This is a genomic window from Micromonospora sp. NPDC049903 (genome assembly GCF_044460945.1).
Taxonomy (GTDB): Bacteria; Actinomycetota; Actinomycetes; order Mycobacteriales; family Micromonosporaceae; genus Micromonospora.
Genome location: NZ_JBITKL010000006.1, coordinates 1 through 15,657, shown reverse-complemented (window position 1 = coordinate 15,657; position 15,657 = coordinate 1). Strand labels below are relative to the sequence as shown.

15 protein-coding genes and 3 tRNA genes are annotated in these 15,657 nt (G+C 72.4%); 8 read left to right on the top strand and 10 right to left on the bottom strand.

What is annotated here, in order from left to right:
- Positions 1-316 precede the first annotated feature (316 nt).
- Positions 317-574 (top strand): hypothetical protein, encoded by a 258-nt coding sequence (locus tag ACIBO1_RS12720; protein WP_396744874.1) that lies wholly within the window; start codon positions 317-319, stop codon positions 572-574.
- A complete protein-coding gene (locus tag ACIBO1_RS12715) occupies positions 564-884 on the top strand; it encodes a hypothetical protein (protein WP_396744871.1) in 321 nt (106 codons plus the stop codon). The genes ACIBO1_RS12720 and ACIBO1_RS12715 overlap by 11 nt, the downstream gene beginning before the upstream one ends.
- A gap of 194 nt (positions 885-1,078) precedes the next feature.
- Here the strand turns inward: ACIBO1_RS12715 and ACIBO1_RS12710 are convergent, their stop codons facing one another.
- The 6 genes from ACIBO1_RS12710 to bioB form a co-directional block, all read right to left on the bottom strand.
- Positions 1,079-1,795 (bottom strand): cutinase family protein, encoded by a 717-nt coding sequence (locus tag ACIBO1_RS12710; RefSeq protein WP_396744869.1) that lies wholly within the window; start codon positions 1,793-1,795, stop codon positions 1,079-1,081.
- Between the two features lie 180 nt (positions 1,796-1,975).
- Positions 1,976-4,726, bottom strand: coding sequence for a glycoside hydrolase family 9 protein (locus ACIBO1_RS12705; protein WP_396744866.1), 2,751 nt, complete (start codon positions 4,724-4,726; stop codon positions 1,976-1,978).
- 660 nt (positions 4,727-5,386) lie between these two features.
- Positions 5,387-6,346: a hypothetical protein gene (locus ACIBO1_RS12700; protein ID WP_396744863.1), complete on the bottom strand. Its 960-nt coding sequence runs from the start codon at positions 6,344-6,346 to the stop codon at positions 5,387-5,389.
- 172 nt (positions 6,347-6,518) lie between these two features.
- On the bottom strand, positions 6,519-7,025 hold the full coding sequence (locus tag ACIBO1_RS12695) for a GNAT family N-acetyltransferase (protein ID WP_396744860.1): 507 nt from the start codon (positions 7,023-7,025) through the stop codon (positions 6,519-6,521).
- A gap of 3 nt (positions 7,026-7,028) precedes the next feature.
- Positions 7,029-7,229 carry a hypothetical protein gene (locus ACIBO1_RS12690; protein ID WP_396744857.1) on the bottom strand — a complete coding sequence of 67 codons (201 nt, stop codon included), beginning with the start codon at positions 7,227-7,229 and terminating at the stop codon, positions 7,029-7,031.
- The gene (gene bioB, locus ACIBO1_RS12685; protein WP_396744854.1) at positions 7,229-8,224 is read right to left on the bottom strand and encodes a biotin synthase BioB; all 996 of its coding nucleotides are present in this window, start codon (positions 8,222-8,224) and stop codon (positions 7,229-7,231) included. Before bioB ends, ACIBO1_RS12690 begins: the two co-directional genes overlap by 1 nt.
- Positions 8,225-8,421: 197 nt before the next feature.
- Here bioB and ACIBO1_RS12680 point away from each other — a divergent pair, with 197 nt between their 5' ends.
- Together ACIBO1_RS12680 and bioD are read left to right on the top strand one after the other, a co-directional pair.
- Positions 8,422-9,558 carry an 8-amino-7-oxononanoate synthase gene (locus tag ACIBO1_RS12680; protein ID WP_396745418.1) on the top strand — a complete coding sequence of 379 codons (1,137 nt, stop codon included), beginning with the start codon at positions 8,422-8,424 and terminating at the stop codon, positions 9,556-9,558.
- A complete protein-coding gene (gene bioD / locus ACIBO1_RS12675; protein ID WP_350695557.1) occupies positions 9,546-10,283 on the top strand; it encodes a dethiobiotin synthase in 738 nt (245 codons plus the stop codon). The genes ACIBO1_RS12680 and bioD overlap by 13 nt, the downstream gene beginning before the upstream one ends.
- A gap of 11 nt (positions 10,284-10,294) precedes the next feature.
- Here the strand turns inward: bioD and ACIBO1_RS12670 are convergent, their stop codons facing one another.
- Positions 10,295-11,455, bottom strand: coding sequence for a cytochrome P450 (locus tag ACIBO1_RS12670; protein ID WP_396745415.1), 1,161 nt, complete (start codon positions 11,453-11,455; stop codon positions 10,295-10,297).
- 72 nt (positions 11,456-11,527) lie between these two features.
- Positions 11,528-12,196, bottom strand: a complete 669-nt coding sequence (locus ACIBO1_RS12665; RefSeq protein WP_396744851.1) for a class I SAM-dependent methyltransferase — start codon at positions 12,194-12,196, stop codon at positions 11,528-11,530.
- Positions 12,197-12,372: 176 nt separating this feature from the next.
- Between ACIBO1_RS12665 and ACIBO1_RS12660 the strand changes: the two genes are divergently transcribed.
- Complete coding sequence (locus tag ACIBO1_RS12660) at positions 12,373-13,281, top strand: hypothetical protein (protein ID WP_396744848.1); 909 nt, start codon at positions 12,373-12,375, stop codon at positions 13,279-13,281.
- 157 nt (positions 13,282-13,438) lie between these two features.
- Here the strand turns inward: ACIBO1_RS12660 and ACIBO1_RS12655 are convergent, their stop codons facing one another.
- Both ACIBO1_RS12655 and ACIBO1_RS12650 read right to left on the bottom strand, forming a co-directional pair.
- The gene (locus tag ACIBO1_RS12655; protein ID WP_396744845.1) at positions 13,439-14,014 is read right to left on the bottom strand and encodes a TIGR03086 family metal-binding protein; all 576 of its coding nucleotides are present in this window, start codon (positions 14,012-14,014) and stop codon (positions 13,439-13,441) included.
- 91 nt (positions 14,015-14,105) lie between these two features.
- On the bottom strand, positions 14,106-14,708 hold the full coding sequence (locus ACIBO1_RS12650) for a TetR/AcrR family transcriptional regulator (RefSeq protein ID WP_396744842.1): 603 nt from the start codon (positions 14,706-14,708) through the stop codon (positions 14,106-14,108).
- Between the two features lie 306 nt (positions 14,709-15,014).
- Between ACIBO1_RS12650 and ACIBO1_RS12645 the strand changes: the two genes are divergently transcribed.
- From ACIBO1_RS12645 to ACIBO1_RS12635, 3 genes are all read left to right on the top strand, one after another.
- Positions 15,015-15,087, top strand: a tRNA-Gly gene (locus ACIBO1_RS12645).
- A gap of 34 nt (positions 15,088-15,121) precedes the next feature.
- Positions 15,122-15,192, top strand: a tRNA-Cys gene (locus ACIBO1_RS12640).
- A 17-nt stretch (positions 15,193-15,209) separates the two neighbouring features.
- Positions 15,210-15,284: transfer RNA gene (locus tag ACIBO1_RS12635), tRNA-Val, on the top strand.
- Positions 15,285-15,657: the final 373 nt, after the last annotated feature.

The following is a 15,657-nucleotide window of genomic DNA, read 5'->3' as shown; positions in this document are numbered from 1 at the left end:
ACATCGTCCGGAATGTCTCCGGTACACCCTCCTACGCGGTGTAACTGCTCCGCAACCCTTGGCAAGGTCTTGTTCAGATGGCGCGTTCGGTGGAGGTCAATCCCCCTGACCCGGCGGGCGCGTTCGTCCCGGGGGTCGCCGCCGGGCGAGCATCCGCGGCGACCCCCGGTCCACCGAGACGACGAGGGAGGCTTTCGTGTCCACACCGAGACCGACGAACAATGTCCCGCCGTCGCGCTGGTCGACGCCCACCGATGGATGTTCAGCTGTGCCGTCGTTTGCCGTCGTTTGCCGTCGTTTGCCGTCGTTTGCCGTCGTGCTCGGCGGGGAGGCACTCAGCACCGTGGCGGTGGGGGACGTGATCCGGGTGCCGGAGGGGGCGTACCTGCCCGGGGTGGGAGAGCTGCTGCTCTATGTGGCTGAGGTGATCGGCCGGACGCAGCAGGCGGACGGCCACGTGTGGGCCGAGGTGAGCGGGCATGCGGTGCAGGGTGACGGGACGCTGCAGGTCCGTCGCCGGTACGCCCGGGTGCGGGTGGACCAGGCCGTGGTCGTGCCGCGTCGTGCTTGGTGAGCGGCGGCGGCCGGACGGGACGCCGGTGGTCGAGCCCGGTGTGTACCTGCTGACCCGCGACGCGAGCCCGCAGTTTCGCACGCCGATCGCGGTGCGGGTCGTCCGCGAGCAGGCCGACTGGCATCCGCCGTACGGCTGGACCTGGATCTGGTGTTACCAGCTCGACCGGTACGGGGACGCGGTCGAGACGCGGCATCTGTTCGTGATGCCCGACGGGCTGCGGCGACTCGTGCTCATCCCATCCCCGCACACCCGATCACACCGCCGCGATCGTGCGGTGCGGCTGTCTATCTTGGACAGTTTCCGTTAGCTCCTAACGGAAACTGTCCAAGATTGCCGCCGCCGCCGCAGCACGGGCCGCCGCCAGCCCTGCGACGCCGCAGCCGCCGCAAGCCCTGCGCTGCGCCCGGCCCCGCGCCGCAGCCGCGTCCGCAGTGCCGCGTCCGCAGTGCCGCATCGGGGGGAGCGCCGCAGCCGCGCCCGCAGATGGAACAAGCCGCGAAGTCAGCGGGGTACGTCGGCGGTGGCGCGGGTAGCGGCGAAGCGGGTGGCCTGGGGGTGGAACCCCTGGTAGTTGACGTGTGCGGCAAAGCTGAATCCGCCCTGGCAGAAGCGGTCGTTGGCGTTGCAGTACGACTGGATGCGCTCGGCGAAGCCGTTCAGTCGCCCCGCGCCTCGGGGGAAGATGCCGGAGCGTCGACCGTCGGTGACGTTGAAGGGTTCACCGGCGGTGAAGGAGGGGTCGCCGAAGAGGAGTATGGAGGAGACGCGCGCGGCGAGGTCGGCGGAGAGACCGGCACGACCGCCGGTGCCGGCCAGCGCGTCGCCCATCACGTCGGCGCCCTGGGAGTAGCCCATCAGGACGAAGCGGGTATTGGGGCACTGCGCGGCGGTCGCGGTCATCACCCGCTGCACCTCGGCGACTCCCTGTCGCACGCTGGCGACGTAGTTGCCGGAGGCGGGGTAGTCCAGCGGGGTGGTGCGGACGGTCTGCGGCAGGTCCCGGGTGACCTGCCGGGCCAGCGGCGTCAGCACGATGCCGAGGCCGGGGCGTTCGGTGGTGCCGCGTGCGCCGATGACCTCCAGGTCGGGGCAGGTGTTGCGGGGTGCCTCGGCGGCGAAGGTCATCGGGGCGATCGCCAGCCCGGCGAGGGCCACCACCCCGACCGCCACCAGGGCCAGCAGGCGTGTCCGGCGTGTCCGACGGTGTCGTCCGCTCATTGTTCAGCTCCTCTTCCCAGGTCGACAGGGGTGCCGATGGGTACGGGAGCGGGCGGCGTGCGGGTGGATCTTATGGATGTTCACACAATCTGCACTGATGGTGAACCGACCGGGGCGATTCCGCGTGACGGAGGGGCGGTGCGGCCAGAGCGAGGTGCCCGGCCGCACCGCCCCTTCGGATCAGGCGACGGTGCAGGTGGCCCCGTTGACCGTGAAGCTGGTCGGTCGGGGGTTGCTGCCGGTGTGCGTACCGTTGAAACCGATGCTCGTGGACGCGCCCGGCGCGAGAGTGCCGTTGTAGGACAGGCTGGTCGCGGTCACCGACGCGCCGGTCTGCTGGAAGGTCGCCCCCCAACCCTGACCGACCCGCTGGCCGCTGTTCGGGAAGGTGAACGCCAGGGTCCAGCCGTTGATGGTCGAGGTGCCGGTGTTCGCGATGGTGATGTTCGCGGTGAAGCCGGTGCCCCAGTCGTTGGTGCCGTAGGTGACCCGGCAGGGCATCGTCGGCAGCGGCGCCGAGGTGGTCACCGAGACCTTCGCGGTGGGCGGCGAGACGTTGCCGCCCGCGTCCACGGCCACCACGTGGAAGCGGTACGTGGTCTGCGCGGTCAGCCCGGTCGCCACGTACGTGGTGCCGGTGACGGTGGTGACCAGCACGTCGTCCCGGTAGATCCGGTACCCGGTGACGCCCACGTTGTCGGTGGCGGCACCCCAGGTCAGCGTGGCTCCGGTCGCGGTGATCCCGGAGACGGTCACCGCGCCGGGAGCGGTCGGCGCGACGGTGTCGTCCGGGTCCGGCGGCGGCGGGTCGGTGTCGCCGGTGGGCTCGACGCCCCACACCCGGACCCCGCCCGCGTACAACGGCACATTGCGGTTCGGCCCGGCGGTGGCCTGGAACGACGGGTCGTTGCCGGTGTTCCAGGTGCCGCCCTCCGGCACCCCGACCTTGAACTGCACCTCCATCCGGTGCTGCGACTGACCGGCCGGCGCGATGGTCTGTCCGGTGCAGTCGACCTCCACGTACCAGAGGTCACCACTGGCCTGCTTCGCCGTGCTCGGTGCCGGGCAGCCCTGGGTGTAACCGGGGGTGACCTGCACCGCGCCGGTGCCGTCGGGGCGGAAGTAGTAGCGGAACTTCGCGTCGGTCAACGCCCGCGCCGGGAACGCCGACCTGTTGTAGATCATCACCTTGAGGCCGGTGGCCCGGGTCTCGTTCTGCATCACCGTGGTCTCCACGGTCAGCTCGTCGATGTCGGGCCGCTCGACACCCGGGAAACCGGCCAGCGGCGTACCCCCGTACTCCTGGGAGAGCCGGGCCAGCGCGGAGGTGAAACCGGCGTTGTAGTCGGTGGCGACCTCGTTCATCACGTAGTCCGACCGGTTGTCGGTGTACGCGTCGTTCGGTGACGACGGCCCGCCGACCAGCGCGCCGAAGAGGGTGTGCCGGGTCTCCGTGGGTACGGTCATGCTGTCCCACCAGGAGCCGTGCGCGGTGCGGTGGTGCGGGTTCTTCGGCGGGTTGGTGCCGAAGCCGATCACGTAACTGGAGTTGCGCGGGTTGTCGCCGAGCGCGTAGTTGATCTGCCGGACGGCGAAGTCGTGGTAGCGGGCCTTGCGGGTCGCGTCGGTGGTCTTGTCGCTGTAGACCAGCGCGGCGAACGCGGTGTTGGCCGCGTACCGCAACGCTCCCCAGGAGTCGAGCACCGCCATCCCGCCGGGGGAGTAGCGCACCCGTTCCCCGTTCACGCCGACGGTCCAGAAGTCCAACCACCGGTTGGCGTCGTCGACGTAGCGCTGCTTCCCGGTCAGGTTGGCCAGCAGCACGTACGCGCCGAACTGCTTGTTGTCCCAGGCCACCGTCCACTTGTAGGAGCGGGTGGTGGTCTGCGGCTCGGTGCCGAGCTTGTCGTACTCGCTCTCCGCCTTGGCCAGGTAGGTGGCGTCGCCGGTGGCCCGGTACAGCCAGATCGCACCCCACACCAGCTCGTCCTGGTAGCCGCTCCACGAGCGGTAGAAGCTGGTCGCGTCGGTGATGCACTCGTGGTAGCTCTTACGCACCGTGTCGGCGAACGTGTAGAGCTGCCGCGCGTGGGTGAGCAGCTTGTCGGCGTACGCGGCGTCGGTCGGCCGGAACACCATGGAGGAGGCGGCCATCGCCGCCGCCGTCTCACCCGCCAGGTCCGCGCCGCCACAGCTCGCATCGATCTTGTACGCGGGCCGCGCCATCGGCATCACCTCGGCCGGACCCCACCACTTGTGGTCGTCGTCGCCCTTGCCGACCTGCCCGTACAGCACGTTCGGCGAGGGGTGCGCCTTGACGAAGTAGTCGTTGACGAACCGCAGATTGTTCAACAGGTGGGTGAGCTGGCCCGACGCCACGTACCCGGCCCGGTACTCGACCGCGCCCCACGCCAGCATCGTCGTGCTGAACGCCATCGGGAAGCCGAACTTCACGTGGTCACCGGCGTCGTACCAGCCACCGGTGAGGTCGAGCCCCACGTCCGCGCCGTCCCGCAACGCCGAGTCGTCACGCCAGGAGACCCGGTTCCAGTCCGGCAGCTTCCCGGACTGCTGCGCCTCGTAGAACAGCAGCGACTTCTGCAACGCCTCCGCGTAGTTGAACGCCGGCGCGGCGGCTGCACTGCTCGACGTGGCGTTGCTGGTTGCGGCGTTGCCCGTCATGGCGTTGCTGGTTGCGGCGTTGCCCGTCATGGCGTTGCTGGTCTCGGCGTTGCTGGTTGCGGTGCTGTTTCGTGCGGCGTTGGCTGGGGTGGCGTTGGTCGGGGCGGCGACGCCGGCCGCTGGTACGCCGATCGCCAGCGTCAGTCCGGCGGCGAGGACCGTACCGGCGCTGCGGAGACGACGCGACCAGTGGCCGCGTCGGCCGGGATCGTCGCCGCGAGCGCGGCCCGGCCGTCTGATGTGGTGCATGCGGCTGCTCCTGTCGTACGGGGCAGGCAGCGTCGACGCGGACACGTCGGGGTGGACGGCTGCCGGCGGTGGTGGCAGAGTGGCTCCAGCAGGCCCGGGAGCGCTCCCATGGATGAGTAGCAATGTAATCTGGCGCTCACCGGTTTGGGAAGGCCGAGCGCGGCCCGACAGGAGCGCGCGTTCAGGAACGGGCCGATCCGGAATGGCGCGAGCGTCGGGTCCGGGTGCCGGCGGCAGGGGCCGGGGTGCAGGCGAACCGGGCAGGTGGGGCAGCGTCGGCGGGCCGAAACGCGTTACGCCGACACGCCGTGCGGGGACCCTGATTCCACCCCCACGTCCGGACACGAGACCCGCCCGTCCGCCCAGGTCGGACCGTTCGCCTGAGATCGGTGGGCCCCATCCGCAGGCAAGCTTGTGCCGTCTCCTCCGGCTGGTCGGGGCGAGACCCGATGACCAACCACCCGAGAACGGCCGCCGGTGTCCCTCCGGCGGCCGTTCTCGCCGTCACGACCGTTCGGGCCTGGCGTTCTCGCCGTCACGGCCGTTCGGGCCTGGGGCGTCCTCGCCGTCGGCAGGATGCGGCATCGCGGCGCTCACCGCATGGAGCGACTGTCAATCTTGGAGAGTTGCCGTCAGCGTCGACCGGTAACTCTCCAAGAATCACGACTCCGGTCGCCAGCCGGCGGCGACGAGGGCGCGGCGGACCGTGTCGGCGACCTGGTCGGGGTGGGCGCGTACCAGCCAGGCGGGAAAGCGCAGGATGCGATCACCCGTCGTCCACACGTCGTTCTGCCGCTGCATGTCCGCCGCCCACTGGCGTACGTCCATGTGGTGTGCACCGTCGATCTCGACGTGGATCCGCCACTCGCGCCAGTACGCGTCGAGCCAGCGCGTACGCCCGGTGGTGTCGGTTCGTCGCTCTTGCAGGTCCGGTGCGGGCAGCCCGGCGCGGCGGCAGAGTCGCACGAAGTCGATCTCGCTGAGCGCCTGGGCACCTCCGGCGATGTCGTCGACGGTCTGCCGGATGAGACTGCGTCGAGGTGCCCGGGGCAGGACGTCGAGCACGGCGGCCACCTCCTCGGGCAGTACCCTCCGCTGCTGGCACCCGGCTGCCAGGATCTCCTGCGCCGCCCGGGTCGAAGGTGCCCAGCTCGCCGCGTCCACCAGGGCACGCGCCGTGCTGGTCCGGGGCGGCCGGCCGACCTGAAGGTGGTCGGCGGGCAGCAGCGACGTCCGGTGCAGCACCACGGCGGCCATGTCGAGCGGCAGCCGGCGCAGGGTGGTACGCCCGACTCGGCGGGTCGACGGTACGAGGACGTGCAACGGCTCGGGTCGCAGGCCGCGTACTCCGGCCTCGGTAGCTGCGGTGGGACCGGCGAGGACCGCGCCGCGTCCGCAGGCCAGGACGGCCACCCAGAGTTGTTGGGTCCGGGTGAGTCGGCCGTTGCCGGAGAGCAGCAGGCCACGGCCGACGGAGCGCCATCGGCGGGAACGGACGAGCCCCCGTAGCGTGCCCTCGGTCAGCACGGTCAGCGCCTGGGCGGTGGTGAGGACTCCGGCCTGCGCGAAGGCCAGCCACTCCAGCGGGTCGGCACGATCATCGGGTACGAGGGGCGGCATCGTCCGACTCTGGACACTCCAGCGGCGGGGCGCCACCGGATTTCCGGCGCTGCGACGGCTGGGATGTTAGGAAGGGTCCCCTGCTATACACGAGGCGTTAGCAGGGGACCCTTCCTTACATCAGACCCGCCGCGCCCACCGGGAGCGCGCGAGTGTCGCGGTCCGGGGAAGGTCAGCGGAGTTCGTCGGCGAGCAGGTCCATCAGGAGGCCGTCGTGCCAGCGGCCGTCGGCGCCGCGTTCGTAGCGACGCAGGATGCCGACGGTGCGGAAGCCGACCTTCGCGTACGCGCGGATCGCTGCGGTGTTGGCCGCCGCCGGGTCGATGGTGAAGCGGTGGTGGCCGTGGGCGTCGATCAGGTGCCGGACCAGGGTGCGGATGGCGTCCCCGGCGAGGCCCTGGCCGCGTACCGACGGGTCGAGGAAGATGTCCAGCCCGGCGTGGCGGTAGTCGGGGTCGTTCTCGGCGTACCACTGGATCGCGCCGACCACCCGGTCGTCGTGCTCGACGACGTACACCTCCAGGTCGTCGTCGGCGAGGTCGGCCTCGACGGTGGCGGTCAGGTCGTCGTCACCGCGCCACCAGCGACGCACCTCGGGCTCGGGGCGGATGGCGGCGAGCGTGGGCACGTCGGCGGCGCTCGCCGGCCGCAGGGTCACCGCCTGTCCGCGCAAGGTCATGCCTCAGCCTCGCTGTGCGCCGTGCTCGACGCAGGTGGCGGACCAGCCGACCGGCAGCACCTGCACCTTCATCCGGCGTCGGCATCCGGCGCAGTATCGGGGCGGCTCCAGGGCGCGGGCCGCCGCACAGCCCTGGTGGTCGCCGACCGCCACGGCCTCGCCGCAGCGGTCGCACCACGTCCCGACCAGCTCGCCCATCGGCATCACAGCGTCGCCGACAGCGCCTTGACCGGCATCTTGAGGTCGTCGAGCATCTTGAGGTCGTCGGTGGCCGGTCGACCGAGGGTGGTCAGGTAGTTGCCGACGATCACCGCGTTGATGCCGCCGAGCAGACCGTCGCGGGTGCCCAGGTCACCGAGGGTGATCTCCCGGCCGCCCGCGTACCGCAGGATGGTGCGCGGCATGGCCAGCCGGAACGCGGCGATGGCGCGCAGAGCGTCCTTGCCCTCGACCACCGGGCGGTCACCGAGCGGGGTGCCCGGTCGGGGGTTGAGGAAGTTCAGCGGCACCTCGTGCGGGTTCAGTTCGGCGAGCTGGGCGGCGAACTCGGCGCGCTGCTCGACGGTCTCGCCGAGCCCGAGGATGCCCCCGCAGCAGACCTCCATGCCGGATTCGCGCACCATCCGCAGCGTCTCCCAGCGCTCCTCCCAGGAGTGCGTGGTGACCACGTTCGGGAAGTACGACCGGCAGGTCTCCAGGTTGTGGTTGTACCGGTGCACACCCATGTCGACCAGTTCGTCGACCTGCTCCTGGCTGAGCATGCCGAGCGAGGCGGCGACCTGGATGTCGACCTCGGCCTTGATCGCGGCGACGCCCTCGCGCATCTGCTTCATCAGTCGGGCGTCCGGTCCGCGGACGGCGGCCACGATGCAGAACTCGGTGGCCCCGGTCGCGGCGGTCTGCTTGGCAGCCTCGACCAGCGACGGAATGTCCAGCCAGACCGACCGCACCGGCGAGGTGAACAGGCCGGACTGCGAGCAGAAGTGGCAGTCCTCGGGGCAGCCGCCGGTCTTCAGCGAGACGATGCCCTCGACCTCGACCTCCGGGCCGCACCAGCGCATCCGCACGTCGTGGGCGAGCTGGAGCGTGGCGGTCAGGTGCTCGTCGGGCAGGTTGAGCACCGCGAGGACACCGGCCTGGTCCAGGCCGACGCCACCCTCCAGCACCTGGGTACGGGCCTGGTCGAGGATCTCTGGCATGGCACGTACCCTACAAGGCCGTCCGACGGGCGGAAACGCGCGCGGCCCCGCCCCGGTGACCTCCGGCGAGCCGTACCGCGCCACGCCGGGGCGGCCCGCACGGGTGGTAACTTCGCCCGGCGGAAGCGCCCGGGGCGACGACGTGCGACCGGGCGACGACGCCTGACGGTGGAAACCGGCGGGGGAGGGGCGTGGTGGTGGCGGACTGGCTGGCGGCCCTGGCGCGCCGCGCCGACCTGCGGGCGAAGGCGGGGTTGACCCGTCGGCTGCGTCCGCGTACCGCCGACGACGCCGTGGTGGACCTGGCCGGCAACGACTACCTGGGCCTGTCCGCGCACCCCGAGGTGGTCGCCGCGGCGGCGAAGGCGCTCTCCGAGTACGGGCTCGGCGCGACCGGGTCACGACTGGTCCGCGGCTCCACCGACGCCCACCACGCGCTGGAGGACGCCCTCGCCGACTGGATCGGCACCGAGCGGGCGCTGGTCTTCTCCTCCGGATACCTCGCGAACCTCGGCGCGGTCCGGGCGCTGGTGCGCCCCCGCACGCTGCTGGTCTCCGACGCGCACAACCACGCCAGCCTGATCGACGGGTGCCGGATCTCCGGCGCGGAGACCGTGGTGACCCCGCACGCCGACGTCGACGCGGTCGCGGCGGCCCTGGCCGCAGCTCCCGACCGGCCGGCGGTGGTGGTCACCGAGTCGGTCTTCTCCGTCGACGGTGACCTGGCGCCACTGGCCCGGCTGCACGCGGCCGCCCGTGCGCACGGGGCGCTGCTGCTGGTCGACGACGCGCACGCGCTCGGGGTCGTCGGCCCGGCCGGGGCCGGTGGGGTGGCCGCCGCCGGGCTGACCGGCGAGCCGGACGTGGTAGTCACCGCCACCCTGTCCAAGGCGCTCGGCGGTGCCGGCGGGGTGGTGGCCGGTCCGGCCGAGTTCGTCCGGCACCTGGTGGAGACTGCGCGGACCTTCATCTACGACACCGCCCTGCCGCCGGCCGTGGCCGCCGGGGTGCACGCCGCCGTCGGGCTGGCCCGCGACGGCGACGCCCTCCGCGCCGACCTGGCCGCCCGCGCCACGCTCGCGGTGGACCGCCTGCGCGCCGCCGGCCTGGAGGTCTCCGCCCCGGACGCGGCCGTCGTCTCGGTCACCGCGCCCGGCCCGGAGGCGGCGAGCGACTGGGCCGCCGCCTGCCGGGACCGGGGGGTGGCGGTGGGCTGCTTCCGGCCGCCCTCCACCCCGGACAGCCGATCCCGGCTGCGGCTCACCATCGGTGCCGGGCCGTCCCGGGCGGACTTCGAGCGGGCCCTGGAGGTCATCGTGGAATGTGCGCCATGACGGATCAGTGGCGCGGACCGGTGCTGGTCACCGGGACCGACACCGAGGTCGGCAAGACGGTGGTGACCGCGGCGATCACGGCCGCCGCGCAGGCGGCCGGGCTGCGGGTGGCGGTGGTCAAACCCGGTCAGACGGGTACGGCCACCGGTGAGCCCGGTGACGTCGAGGCGGTCACCCGGCTCTCCGCCCCGATGACCGCCCGCACCCTGGCCGCCTACCCCGATCCGCTCGCCCCGCTGGCCGCCGCCCGGGTGGCGGACCTGCCGCCGCTGGAGTTGTACAACGCGGTCGACGCGATCCGCGAGGAGGCGGAGAAGCACGACCTGGTGCTGATCGAGGGCGCCGGTGGGCTGCTCGTCCCGATGGGGCTGCGGCCCTCGGGCGAGGCGTGGACGGTGGCCGACTTGGCGGTGTCGTTGGGTGCCCCGGCGGTGGTGGTGGCCCGCGCCGGTCTGGGCACGCTCAACCACACCGCGCTCACCCTGGAGGCGCTGGACCGGCGTGCGGTGCCGGCGGGTGTGGTGATCGGCGCCTGGCCGGCCGACCCGGAGCTGGTGCACTGGGCCAACGTCAGCGACCTGCTGCCGAACCTGCTCGGTGCGTTGCCGGCCGGGGCCGGGGCGATGGACCCGGGCGTGTTCCGGCGGTCCGCGCCGGGCTGGCTGACCCCGGCGTTGTACGGCGTGCTCGACGACTGGCGGGCCTGGGCCGACGAGATCAACTGAGGTCGACGGGATCACCCGAGCGGGGCGCGCGTCACGACCAGGGCGTCCGGCATCCGGAAGGTGAGGTTGTCCGGGTAACGGGGTGCGCGCAGCACGCGGACCCGGGCCAGCAGCGGGAACGCCTCCGTCACCACGGTCGCGGCCTCCATCCGGGCGAGCTGGTCGCCGACGCAGCGGTGCACGCCCGCGCCGAAGGCCAGGTGTCGGCGTGACCCGCGTTGCCCCGGCCGGAACCCGTCCGGCGACTCCACCACCGCCGGATCGCGTCCGGCGCGGCCCAGCCAGAGCACGATGCTGGTGCCCGCCGCCACCGCCGTCGGGCCCAGCGTGGTGTCCACGGCGGCGACCCGCCGCCAGGTGACGATCGGCGGCTCCAGCCGCAGGCCCTCCTCGACCACGTCGGCGACCGCCACCGAGCCGTCGCGCAGCCCGGCGAGCACGGTCGGTTCCCCGATCAGCCGGTGCATCAGCAGGGTGAGGAACTGCGAGGTGGTCTCCTGACCGGCGACCAGCAGGAAGAACAGTGCGCCGACCACCACGTCGGGCGGGTGCCCGGCGGCCCGCAGCGACCCGGCGAGCCCGCCGCCGGTGGCCGCGAACTCGCGCAGCACCCGATGGAAGCGACCCACCTCGACGGCGAGGGCCTGCTGCCGGTCGGCGTCCAGCGGTGCCCAGAACAGCTCCAGCGCGGCGCGGGCGAACTCCTTCACCGCCGCCACCGGCGCGTCGGGCAACTCGACCAGCCGGGCCAGCACCAGCAGCGGCAGGTCGGCGGCGAGCCCGGCGTGCAGGTCAACGGGTACGCCGTCGTCCAGCGCCGCGTCCAGGCCGGTCACCCGTCGACGGACCAGCGCGGCCAACCAGTCCCGCTGGTCGGCCACCCGTTTCGGGTGCAGCGCCTCGGCGACCAGCGCACGGATCCCCGGGTGGTCGGCGCCGCCGTTGTTGGCCAGCGTCGGCGGCAACCGGAACCGGTGCGCGGCGAGGACGCGCAGCGCGGCCACCGGGATCGGGGTCACCGCGTCCAGGGCGTTGTCCGGGCGGTACGTCACCGGGTCGGTCAGCACCTGCCGCACCAGCGCGTGCCGGGTCACCAGCAGGTGTTCACCGCCCACGTGGTCCACGACCCGGGCCACGTCGACACCGGCTCCGTCGGCCCCGGCCCCGGCCATCGCGACGTCGGCCCCGGCGCTTCCGGTCGCCTCCGGGGCCTGCTCCCAGGCGCGGAACAGCACCGCGTCACGCTAGCGGGCCGCCGACGGCCGTCCCGCGCGCAGCCGCCACACCGTGGTGCGCTTCACCCGTACGCTCTCCAGCGCCTCGCTGACCGGCACGTCGTAGGCGGCCACCTCGTCGAAGCGGTCCCTGGGCAGGAAGGCGCGTCCGGGATCGCCGACCAGCACGGTGGCCCCGGAGCGGGCGGCGCGCAGCAGGAACCGCAGGACCCGGTTGGCCATCGCCTCGCTGTAGAACACGTCTCCGGCGAGCACCACCTCGGCGTCCCCGGAGTCCTGATCGAGGACGTCGCCGAGTTCGGCGTCGACGCGTACCCCGTTGGCCTCGGCATTGAGCGCGACCGCGGCGACGGCCAGCTCGTCGACCTCCACCGCGCGTACGGCGGCGGCACCGGCCCGGGCGGCGGCGATCGCCACCAGGCCGGAGCCGGAGGCCAGGTCGAGGACCCGCCGGCCGGCGACGAGGTCCGGGTGGTCGGTGACGTACCGGGCGAGGCCCTGGCCGCCCGCCCAGGCGAAGGCCCAGAACGGCGGCGGCCGGTCGCTGCGGAACTCACCCTCGGTCAGCTCCCACAGGCCGATCGGCTCGTCCGCCTGGTGCAGCCGCACCTCGGGTACGAAGGCGACGGGGCCGAGCCGGGCGTGCAACTGGACGAAAGCGGCGGAGAGAGCGGACACCCGGTGATTGTCCATCGTGACCCTGCTCGGCGTGTCGCGGGTGTCGCGTGACCGGTTCAATACCGTACGTGAAAAGGGGCATCTTGCTTCACACCACGTGCGAACACGCCCGTCTACCGGCTGGCGCCCGGCCCTCATAGCGTGGCCGATGGAGGCGACCAACAGGAGGACAGATCGTGAGAAGGCTGTGGCGGAACACGCTACGGATCGGGGTGGTACTGGCCTGTGTCACCGGTGTGCACCTGGCCATGTCCGCGCCGGCACAGGCGGCGTTCGCCACCGAACTCAGCGGCCTGCCGGACCGGTTCACCGCCGGAGGGCGGGTGGAGACGGTCTCCGCCGTGGTGTCCCGCTCCGATCAGGGCGGCTGCATCAAGGTGCGTTGGTCGATGGTGGTCGGTGTGCAGGGCGTGCGGCTGGACCAGGTGCGGATCGACCGGATCGAGGAGAACGGTTCGTTCCCGGTGCAGGTGCGGACCGAGGGCAACGCGGCCCGGTTGACCGACCGGCAGCTCGACCCGGGCACGCTCTGCCCGGGGCGTACGGTGACCGCCCAGTACCGGGTCGCGTTCGCCCGTGACGCCGACCCGGGGCAGGTCCAACTCACCGTCGAGGCGTACGACCAGAACCTGCAGTTGCTGTCCCGCCAGACGGCGAACCGCGACGTGGTCGGCCGAGGGGCGGCCCGCCCCTCGGTGGCACCCACCCCGACCGAGGTGACCCCGAGCGAGTCGCCCCGGGAACTGGAGCCGCAGCCGACGGAGGACCCGCCGGAGGAGGGGCCGGGGGAGAGGGTCGATGCCGGTGCCGCCGGTGGCGGTGCCGCCGCGCCGGACGCCGGAGCCGCCGGCAACGTCTCGCAGACCGGGGCCGGGCTCGGCCTGACCGAGGTCGCCTTCCTGCTCGGTGGGCTGCTGTTGTTCCTCGGCGTCGGCCTGCTGATGCGGCTGCGGCAGTTGACCAAGGATCCGGAGCCGGCACCCGCCGACGGCGTCTCGGTGAGCGCTGCGGACCGCTGGGAGCGGCAACCCGGGCCACGCCAGCGGTGGCGGACGGTACCCCGTGACGGTGGTCGGCTGGGCTGACCGCTCGCGTACTTCACACACCGGGGGTGGGGGGGGGGGGGGGGGGGGCCCCCCCCGCCCCCCCCCCCGCCGGGGGGGGGGGGGGGGGGGGGGCCCCCCCCCCCCCCCCCCCCCGCCGTACGTGCCGGCCGTGGTGTGTCGGCGGCTGAACGGGTCGTTACGGGGCCCAGCCGGGATCGCGGCCGAACGCGGCGATCAGCCGGTCCTGCTCGTCGGCCTGCGGCGGAACGTCGACCCGGTCGTGCACCAGCCCGTTGCTCCGGTAGCCGCCGACGGCGCGACTGAACCAGCGGGCACACTCGGCGACCGCGTCGGCGTCCATCCTCGGGTCGGCACCGATCGCCACGGCCAGGTCCCACCCGTGCACGAGATGCTCGGCGAGCAGTTGGTGCAGGTACTCCTCGGCGGGCGTGTCGCCGGCCGAGAGGTGCACGGTGCGGTCCAGCGCGCCGGGGGAGGCGGCGGCCAACTCCGCCTGTGCCGCCGCGTCGCGCGCCGCCACGACCGGGTCGTCACCGAGCTGGTCGCCGTCGTAGCGGTCGCCGACCTCTGCGATTGTCCGGCCGGCGAGCAGCGCGACGCTCCAGCGCTGTTCCCCGACGACGTGGTTGACCAGGGTGTGGACGTCCCACCCCGGGCACGGGGTCACCGCCGACCACTGCCCGCCGCCGACCTGTTCCACCCGGTCGGTGAACTCCACCAGGCTGCGCCGGTACACCTCGAGCAGGTCCATGGCGTCATTGTCGTCGTCGTCGGCCGGCTCCGGTGGCGGTTCGCCAGGTGCCGGCGTGCTCGCCGTGGTGTCGAGTGTCGGCGCGGTGGGCTCAGTCGAGCTGCGCGGGGTCGAGGCCCAGTTCCCGGGCGGTCACCAGGCGGACCCACTCGGCGAACTGCCGCCGGGAGATCACCCGGTCGTGCACCGCGAGCTGGACCGCCAGGCCGTCCATGACCGCGCTGATCCGCCAGGCCGCACCGGCCGGGTCGGTGCACTCGAAGACGCCCTCGTGGACCCCGTCGGAGATCACCGTGGCGAGGTCCTGCCGCCAGCGCAGGTCCAGCTTGCGGGAGACCTTCTCCAACTCCGGGGTACGCAGCGACTCCGACCACCCGTCGATCCACATGGACCAGGAGGTGGGCCGACCGGCGGGGGTGTAGAGCCGGAGGATGCGGCGGAGCTTGGTCAGCGGTGGTGCACTCGACCGGGTCACCGTGTCCAGCCGGGCCAGATCCTGCTCGACCGCGTACGCGAAGGCCTGCGCGAGCAGCCGTTCCTTGGTGGCGAAGTGGTAGAAGACCAGGGCCTGGCTGACCCCGGCGGCCTGCGCCACGTCCGCCGTTCGGGTGTTCGCGAGCCCGCGCTGCACGATCACGTCACAAGCGGTGCGCAGCAGGGCATCCAGGCGGATCTCGGCCGCACGTCTCGTCACGCCCGTCACCGTAGCCCATCGAGGCGGACACGGCGTGTCACCAAACCCCTGGTGATCCGGCTTGCGACAGTCGGAACCCGGACACTCGCGACTTCCGTCCGGGCCGCCTCCCGAGCTGCGGTCCTGCCCTTCGGTGGCCCGCCATCGTCGGCCGCGATCAGGAGCATCCAGCGCAGGTTCCTAGGAAGCCTACGGGTCGGGGTCTGCCACACGCGCCGGAACCGGACGCGCCGGGTGGGGCCCGATTTGGCAACCGTTCCACCGCTCGGCTAAAGTTCTCATCCGTCACCGGAAAACCGGAGACGTGCGGACGTAGCGCAGCTGGTAGCGCATCACCTTGCCAAGGTGAGGGTCGCGGGTTCGAATCCCGTCGTCCGCTCGGAGCTGCCGCCACGCGTGACGGGGGCAACCTCGGTGGGGTGGCCGAGAGGCGAGGCAACGGCCTGCAAAGCCGTGTACGCGGGTTCAAATCCCGTCCCCACCTCGGTGTAACAACAGCACGGGCGATTGGCGCAGTGGGAGCGCGCTTCCTTGACACGGAAGAGGTCACTGGTTCAAACCCAGTATCGCCCACCATCGATAGTCGCAGAGTGAGCGGCCCGCTATCAGATCTTGATAGCGGGCCGATTTCTCGTCGGATGGCCGGTGCGCGTGCTTCTCCCGTACCGACCCCCAGGGCTGCTGACGGTCCTCGTCGCCAGGACCTCCCCTCCATCGCCATCCGCCGACTGGGCGTCATCCGGCCGGCTCGGCATGACCCGGCGTGTCCCGCCCGGTCTGCGCGCGATGCCGAGCCCGGACATCCGCGCTGCCCGGTCTGCCCCGGACTCGGGTCCCGGCGACACAACTTCATGGAAGTAGTTCCATCCTGTTTGGGCTGGTCGGGGGGTCTTGACTGTGGGGTTGGTGGTGGTGGGTGGGCTGGTTGTGGGGTGGGTGATCTTCGAGT

Coding starts and splice junctions, on each gene's coding strand:
- ACIBO1_RS12710 (WP_396744869.1), bottom strand. CDS start 1,795: ATGAGCGGACGACACCGTCGGACACGCCGGACACGCCTGCTGGCCCTG.
- ACIBO1_RS12705 (WP_396744866.1), bottom strand. CDS start 4,726: ATGCACCACATCAGACGGCCGGGCCGCGCTCGCGGCGACGATCCCGGC.
- ACIBO1_RS12700 (WP_396744863.1), bottom strand. CDS start 6,346: ATGCCGCCCCTCGTACCCGATGATCGTGCCGACCCGCTGGAGTGGCTG.
- ACIBO1_RS12695 (WP_396744860.1), bottom strand. CDS start 7,025: ATGACCTTGCGCGGACAGGCGGTGACCCTGCGGCCGGCGAGCGCCGCC.
- ACIBO1_RS12690 (WP_396744857.1), bottom strand. CDS start 7,229: ATGCCGATGGGCGAGCTGGTCGGGACGTGGTGCGACCGCTGCGGCGAG.
- bioB (WP_396744854.1), bottom strand. CDS start 8,224: ATGCCAGAGATCCTCGACCAGGCCCGTACCCAGGTGCTGGAGGGTGGC.
- bioD (WP_350695557.1), top strand. CDS start 9,546: ATGTGCGCCATGACGGATCAGTGGCGCGGACCGGTGCTGGTCACCGGG.
- ACIBO1_RS12670 (WP_396745415.1), bottom strand. CDS start 11,455: ATGGCCGGGGCCGGGGCCGACGGAGCCGGTGTCGACGTGGCCCGGGTC.
- ACIBO1_RS12655 (WP_396744845.1), bottom strand. CDS start 14,014: ATGGACCTGCTCGAGGTGTACCGGCGCAGCCTGGTGGAGTTCACCGAC.